Raw genomic sequence first — 6647 nt, 5'->3', positions numbered from 1 at the left:
GGAGTGGAAGGAGCAGGCCCGGCGACTCTCGTCCTTGGCACGCCGGGCCTGCTCCTTCCACTCCTGCTTGGCGCGGCGCATCTCCTCCTTGGCGGCGCGCCACGACTCCTTGTCACCGAAGTCCGTGAAGTCCCCGGCGGGACTGTCGTGTTCGCCCGGCCGGCCGCGCCCGGTCCCGGCCCCCTGGCGGGCCTCGCTCGCCGCCGCGCGCATCTCGCGGCGCAGGTCTCCCGCCGCGCCCCGGACGTCGGCCCGGATCTCGGCGGCCAGTTCGGCGACGGACTCGCGGATCTCCAGTTCCAGGTCGGCCAACTCGCCGCTGCGGTCGGCCAGTTCGGCGCGGCCGGCGTCCGTGATGGCGTACACCTTGCGGCCGCCCTCGGTGGTGTGGGTGACCAGGCCCTCGGCCTCCAGCTTGGACAGCCGCGGGTAGACCGTGCCCGCCGAGGGCGCGTACAGCCCCTGGAAACGCTCTTCCAGGAGGCGGATGACCTCGTAGCCGTGTCGGGGGGCCTCGTCCAGCAGCTTCAGCAGGTACAGGCGGAGGCGGCCGTGGGCGAAGACGGGAGGCATGTCAGAGCACCTTCTTGTCGGTCGTGCCGTCGGCCGGGGTGGTGCCGGAAGCATCACCCGGGCCGGAAACGGAATTGTCCCCCGAGTCGCCTTGAGCCCCGTCCGCAGGTTCCCGTCCGCTCTCCTGGCCGGTGTCCTTGCCGGTGTCCTGGAGGGGCCCCTCGCCCTGGAAGTGCTCCTTCGTATCCGCCTCCCAAGACCCGTCCGCGCCCTCGCCCTCGTCCTCCGCCACCGGCCGCCGCAGCAGCGCGATCGAGCCGGAGACGGTGGTGGCGCGCAGCTTCCCCGTGCCCGCGCCCAGCCGGCCGGTGATCTTGTGGGCGCCCCACTGGCCGTGCACCCGCAGTCCGTCGAAGGCGTTGGAGATCGAACCGCTCGCCGTGTTGGCCTCGACGTCCGCGTCCGCCGGATGCGGCAGCCGGATGGCGATCTCGCCCGAGACATTGGTCAGCCGGACGTCGGTCGGGCCGTCCGGGTCGAGGTCCACGATCATGGAGCCGCTCACCGACTCGGCGCGCACGGAGGGTCCCGAGCCCTCGACGACGGTGAGATCGCCGGAGACGGAGTTGAAGCGGAGGTCGCCGGTGACGGCCTGGGCCTCCAGGTTCCCCGAGACCGTCTCGGCGCGGACCGACCCGGAGAGACTGACGAGAGTGGTGTCCCCGGTGACCCCGCGCACCACCGAAGGCCCGCTGATCCCGGAGACGACGGCTGCCGCGCCGACCACCCCGACCTCGACCCGGGTGCTCGCGGGAACGGCCAGGGAGACCACCGCGCTGCGCCGCCAGCCCTTCCGGTCGAGCCACTTGAGGAAGCCCTTCCAGGGCAGGTCCTCGTACGCCACCGTCAGCGTGCCGTGCTCCTGGGTCACCACCAGCGGTGGCCCGTCGATCTCGGAGATCTCGATGCGGGCGGAACCCTCGTCCGTCCCCACGACGTTCACCGTTCCGTTGACGATGCGCACATGGAGATCGCTCACGGGCTCGTCGAACGTGAGCTTCTTGGGCTCTGCGACGGACCACTCGGACATGATGCAGACCTCCTCGGCCGAACCGGACGGGACGTGACGCGCCATATCGCGTATCCCGAGAAACACGATATATCGCGGATGCGGAAAGTCAAGACACTCGTGCGGGTGATCGGCGAAGGGTTCGGGCGCCGGGCGCCGGACATCGAACAAACGGTGGGAACGGGGGCGCATTGCCCAAGCGTGTGACCCATGTCGACGGAGAAGCCGCGGACCGGACACCGGACGGGCGCCACCCCGGGCGCGCTGCTGCTCTGCCGGGCCGCCCCCGAGTCCGTCGCCCAGACGGGGCCCACCCCCTCCACGAACGCATGCCGCTGACCGGCGCGGGCGACGACTGGAGCGTGTTCGTCCCCGAAGGGAGCCCTGGCTGCGCGGCGACGAACCCGTCGACCGCGTCCTCACCGGCTGGGCCACCGCGCTCGCCGTCGGCGCGTCCCCTGGCCGTACTCGCCCTGCGGTGGGACGCCGACCACGCGGGCTACACCCCGGCCTCGGGCTTCCGCCGTCCCGTCGGCTATGTCTGGCTCACTCCCGGCGAACCCGCCGACCGTCTCCGGGAGACCGCCCGCGTCCACTCGGACGCCCGGCAGATCGAGCGGGCGGGCCGGCGCGAGGCGGTCCGCGCGGAACTCGACGCGGTCGACAGCAGCCGCTTCGGCCCCTGGATGCCCTGGTCGGGCACCCCCAGGGCACGCGCCCTCGCCCTGGCCCAGACGGCGGCCGGCCACCCGCTCACGATCTGGGGCCTACGACGCCGTAGCGGAGGCTGGATCGTCGCGGGGGCACTGCTCCTGGCCCACGGCACGCTCGGCCTCGTCTACGGCGTCGTAGGCCCCCGCGACTGACACCGGCGCCGGGACCGCCGTGGAGACCGAGAACCGTAGGGACCAGGAACCGTAGGAACTACTCCTCGTCGTCCTCGTCGTCCAGTCGCGCCAGCCAGGTCGCCAGGCGTTCCACCGGGACCTCGAAATCCGGGTTCAGGTCGACGAAGGTCCGCAGTTGCTCGGCGAGCCACTCGAAGGTGACTTCTTCCTCGCCGCGTCGCTTTTCGAGTTCTTCGATGCCTCGGTCGGTGAAGTACACGGGGGAATCTCCTGAAGGCGTGGGTCTGACACCTCCAGGTTATGCGGGCTACGGCTGGCGCCTCGTCCTGGTGTGGGGCAGCGAGAAGTTTGCCCTGGGAAAGGACATGTCAGGAGGGCGGGCCGAAGACCTGCTGCGGCAGACCCGCACCGCCCGTGAACTCATCGCCCAGGTCTGCTACTTGAGGGCTCACAGCGCCACCCGCCGTGCCCCCGAAGCCGCTTGGGCCCGTCACCTCGCCGTTTTCTGTGACCCGCCCCCGGCTACTGACACGCCAATGGGCCCGCCCCCAAGCCGCAAAGGCTCGGAGCCGGACCCACCGTACGTACAACCAGGACGTGTCGAGACCTACGCCTCGAACACCTCCCGCACCAACTGCTCCTGCTCAGCCTGATGCCGCTTGGCGGAGCCGACCGCCGGAGACGAGCTGTGCGGACGCGAGATCCGCCGCAGTCGCTCACCGTGAGGCACGTCCGCGCCGACCGCGAGGTCCAGGTGGTCGATCAGGTTCAGCGCGATGAACGGCCACGCACCCTGGTTCGCCGGCTCCTCCTGCGCCCACAGGTACTTCTCGACGTTCGGATACTTGTTGACCTCCGCCTGGAGCTCCGCACCCGGCAACGGGTACAGCCGCTCGACCCGGATGATCGCCACGTCCGTCGTGCCGCGCTTGGCGCGCTCGGCCTCCAGGTCGTAGTACAGCTTGCCGGTGACGAAGACGACCTTGCGGACGGCGGCCGGGTCCGTCACCGTCGCGTCGCCGATGACCGGGCGGAACTGACCCGTCGTGAACTCCTCCGCCTTCGACGCCGCGGCCTTGAGGCGCAGCATCGACTTCGGGGTGAAGACCACCAGCGGCTTGTGGTGCGGGTTGTGCACCTGCCACCGCAGGAGGTGGAAGTAGTTCGACGGGAGGGTCGGCATCGCCACCGTCATGTTGTTCTGGGCGCAGAGTTGCAGGAAGCGCTCCACGCGAGCCGAGGAGTGGTCGGGACCCTGGCCCTCGTAGCCGTGGGGGAGCAGGAGCGTGACGCCGGACGTCTGGCCCCACTTCTGTTCCGCCGCCGAGATGTACTCGTCGACCACGCTCTGCGCGCCGTTGACGAAGTCGCCGAACTGCGCCTCCCACATCACGAGCGCGTCGGGGCGGGCCAGCGAGTAGCCGTACTCGAAGCCCATGACCGCGTACTCGGAGAGGAGCGAGTCGTAGACGTTGTAGCGCGCCTGCTCCTCGGAGAGGTACTGGAGCGGGGTGTAGTCCTCGCCCGTCTGGCGGTCGATGAGGACCGCGTGGCGCTGGCCGAACGTGCCTCGGCGGGAGTCCTGGCCGGAGAGGCGGACCGGCGTGCCCTCAAGGAGCAGCGAGCCGATCGCCAGCGTCTCACCCATGCCCCAGTCGATCGTCCCGTCCTCGACCATCGTCGCCCGGCGCTGGAGCTGGGGCAGCAGGCGCGGGTGGACGTGGAAGTTGTCCGGGATGTTGACCTGGGACTCGGCGATCCGCTTGACGGTCTCCGTGGAGATCGCGGTGTTGACCGCCACCGGGAACTCGGCCTGCGGGTCCGACATCGGGGCGGCACCCGGCTGGGCGGTCGCCTCGCGGACCTCGGTGAAGACCTTCTCCAACTGGCCCTGGTAGTCCTGGAGGGCTTGTTCGGCTTCCTCGAGGGTGATGTCGCCGCGACCGATCAGCGACTCGGTGTACAGCTTGCGCACCGAGCGCTTCTTGTCGATCAGGTCGTACATCAGGGGCTGGGTGAAGGCCGGGTTGTCCGACTCGTTGTGACCGCGGCGGCGGTAGCAGATGAGGTCGATCACCACGTCCTTGTTGAACGCCTGGCGGAACTCGAAGGCCAGGCGGGCCACGCGGACCACTGCCTCCGGGTCGTCGCCGTTCACGTGGAAGATCGGGGCCTCGATCATCCTCGCCACGTCCGTCGCGTACATCGACGAGCGCGAGGACTCGGGGGCCGCCGTGAAGCCGACCTGGTTGTTGATGACGATGTGGATCGTGCCGCCGGTGCGGTAGCCGCGCAGCTGCGACATGTTGAGCGTCTCGGCCACCACGCCCTGGCCCGCGAAGGCCGCGTCACCGTGCAGGGCGAGCGGCAGGACCGTGAAGTCCGTGCCGCCCTTGTTGATGATGTCCTGGCGGGCGCGGACGATGCCCTCGATGATCGGGTCGACCGTCTCCAGGTGGGACGGGTTCGCCGCGAGGGTGACCTTGATCTGCTCGCCGTCCAGGCCGGTGAACGTGCCCTTGGCGCCCAGGTGGTACTTCACGTCGCCGGAGCCGTGCATCGACTTCGGGTCGAGGTTGCCCTCGAACTCCCGGAAGATCTGGGCGTACGACTTGCCGACGATGTTCGCGAGCACGTTCAGGCGGCCTCGGTGGGCCATGCCGATGACGACCTCGTCGAGGCGCGACTCGGCCGCGCTGTCGATGACCGCGTCGAGGAGCGGGATGACCGACTCGCCGCCCTCGAGGGAGAAGCGCTTCTGGCCGACGTACTTCGTCTGGAGGAAGGTCTCGAAGGCCTCCGCCGCGTTCAGGCGGCGCAGGATGCGCAGCTGCTCCTCGCGCTCCGGCTTGGAGTGCGAGCGCTCGATGCGGTCCTGGATCCACTTGCGCTGCTTCGGGTCCTGGATGTGCATGAACTCGATGCCGGTGGTGCGGCAGTACGAGTCACGCAGCACGCCGAGGATGTCGCGCAGCTTCATCAGGGACTTGCCGGCGAAGCCGCCGACCGCGAACTCCCGCTCCAGGTCCCACAGGGTGAGGCCGTGCTCGGTGATGTCCAGGTCGGGGTGCTTGCGCTGGCGGTACTCCAGCGGGTCGGTGTCGGCCATGACATGGCCGCGCACGCGGTAGGAGTGGATCAGCTCGAAGACGCGGGCGGCCTTCGTCACGTCGTTGTCGTGCGACGCGTCGATGTCCTTGAGCCAGCGGACCGGCTCGTACGGGATGCGCAGCGCCTCGAAGATCTCGTCGTAGAAGCCGCTCTCGCCGAGCAGGAGGTTCGCGACGATCCGCAGGAACTCGCCGGAGGCGGCGCCCTGGATGACCCGGTGGTCGTAGGTCGACGTGAGCGTCATGACCTTCGAGATGCCGAGCTTGTTCAGGGTGTCCTGGCTGGTGCCCTGGAACTCCGCCGGGTAGTCCATCGAGCCGACGCCCATGATGACCGACTGACCGGGCATCAGACGCGGGACCGAGTGGACCGTGCCGAGGCCGCCGGGGTTGGTCAACGAGACGGTGACGCCGGTGAAGTCATCCATCGTCAGCTTGCCGTCGCGGGCGCGGCGGACGATGTCCTCGTAGGCCTGCCAGAACTCGAAGAAGTTCAGCGTCTCGGCCTTCTTGATGCCGGCGACGACGAGCTGGCGGTCGCCGTTGGGCTTCACCAGGTCGATGGCGAGACCGAAGTTGACGTGCTCCGGCTTGACCAGGGTCGGCTTGCCGTCCTTCTCCTGGAAGGAGTAGTTCATCGACGGCATGGCCTTGATGGCCTGCACCATCGCGTAGCCGATGAGGTGGGTGAAGGAGATCTTCCCGCCCCGGGCGCGCTTCAGGTGGTTGTTGATGACGATGCGGTTGTCGAAGAGCAGCTTGACCGGGACCGCGCGCACCGACGTGGCGGTGGGCACCTCGATCGAGGCGTTCATGTTCTTCGCGACCGCGGCGGCGGGGCCGCGCAGCGTGACGAACTCCGGTCCCGAGGGAGCCTCGGTCGCCGGCTCGGCCTTCTTCGGCTGGGCGGCCGGAGCCGGGGCAACGGCCTTCACGGGGGCCGGAGCGGCGACGGGAGCCGGCGCAGGGGCCGGAGCGGCCGCTGCCGGCGCGGGAACCGCCGGAGCCGCGGGTGCGGCAGCAGGAGCAGCCGGGGCCGGGGCTACGGGTGCGGCCTGGGCCGGTGGCGTGGGCGCTGCGGCCCCCGCGGCCGCAGTACCCGCCGAA

Annotated in this window: 4 protein-coding genes and 1 pseudogene; 1 reads left to right on the top strand and 4 read right to left on the bottom strand. The window is 69.8% G+C overall.

Annotated features, from left to right (window positions below; all coding sequences use genetic code 11):
- Together JHN63_RS45640 and JHN63_RS45635 are read right to left on the bottom strand one after the other, a co-directional pair.
- A partial coding sequence (locus JHN63_RS45640; RefSeq protein WP_200691030.1) for a PadR family transcriptional regulator occupies positions 1 to 573 on the bottom strand: 573 nt, incomplete at its 3' end.
- Position 574: 1 nt separating this feature from the next.
- Entirely contained in the window at positions 575 to 1603 is a 1029-nt protein-coding gene (locus JHN63_RS45635) for a DUF4097 family beta strand repeat-containing protein (RefSeq protein ID WP_200691029.1), read from the bottom strand.
- Positions 1604 to 1792: 189 nt separating this feature from the next.
- On the opposite strand from JHN63_RS45635, the pseudogene JHN63_RS45630 reads away from it, so the two are divergent.
- Positions 1793 to 2448 (top strand): annotated as a pseudogene (locus JHN63_RS45630) (hypothetical protein).
- A gap of 58 nt (positions 2449 to 2506) precedes the next feature.
- Here the strand turns inward: JHN63_RS45630 and JHN63_RS45625 are convergent.
- Entirely contained in the window at positions 2507 to 2689 is a 183-nt protein-coding gene (locus JHN63_RS45625; protein WP_005312030.1) for a DUF6104 family protein, read from the bottom strand.
- A gap of 348 nt (positions 2690 to 3037) precedes the next feature.
- A partial coding sequence (locus JHN63_RS45620; RefSeq protein WP_200691028.1) for a multifunctional oxoglutarate decarboxylase/oxoglutarate dehydrogenase thiamine pyrophosphate-binding subunit/dihydrolipoyllysine-residue succinyltransferase subunit occupies positions 3038 to 6647 on the bottom strand: 3610 nt, incomplete at its 5' end.

The sequence above is a fragment of the Streptomyces sp. MBT65 genome (genome assembly GCF_016612545.1).
Lineage (GTDB): Bacteria > Actinomycetota > Actinomycetes > Streptomycetales > Streptomycetaceae > Streptomyces.
The sequence above is the reverse complement of the archived record's forward strand: the minus strand, read 5'-3'. Positions and strand labels throughout refer to the sequence as shown.

Coding starts and splice junctions, on each gene's coding strand:
- JHN63_RS45635 (WP_200691029.1), bottom strand. CDS start 1,603: ATGTCCGAGTGGTCCGTCGCAGAGCCCAAGAAGCTCACGTTCGACGAG.